This is a genomic window from Paraburkholderia sp. SIMBA_054, assembly GCF_046534875.1.
In the GTDB taxonomy this organism is placed as follows: domain Bacteria; phylum Pseudomonadota; class Gammaproteobacteria; order Burkholderiales; family Burkholderiaceae; genus Paraburkholderia; species Paraburkholderia hospita.
Genome location: NZ_JAWRXV010001896.1, coordinates 1 through 229 on the forward strand (window position 1 = coordinate 1; position 229 = coordinate 229).

Annotated in this window: 1 pseudogene; it reads right to left on the bottom strand. The window is 61.6% G+C overall.

The features are described from left to right. Positions 1–81 precede the first annotated feature (81 nt). A pseudogene (locus SB822_RS61635) lies at positions 82–229 on the bottom strand (DNA-binding response regulator); the annotation flags it as partial.

A 229-nucleotide genomic window follows, 5' to 3' on the forward strand; every position in this document is an offset into this window, starting at 1 on the left:
CGCAAGGCGCTAGAAACGCGGCCGCAATTGCCGCGCCTTTGAGCGAGTGCCGGTGTGCGAGTTTGAGCGTGAATAAAGGCTTCAGGCCGCCTGCGGCTGCGCATGCACGGCGTCCTCGTGACGCAGATGCAGCAGCCTGTAGCCGCTCTTATAAACCGGCTGCAAGCGAAACTCGTTTTGCGGCTCGATTGCGAGCAACAGACGCAGCCGCGACACATGGCTGTCGATG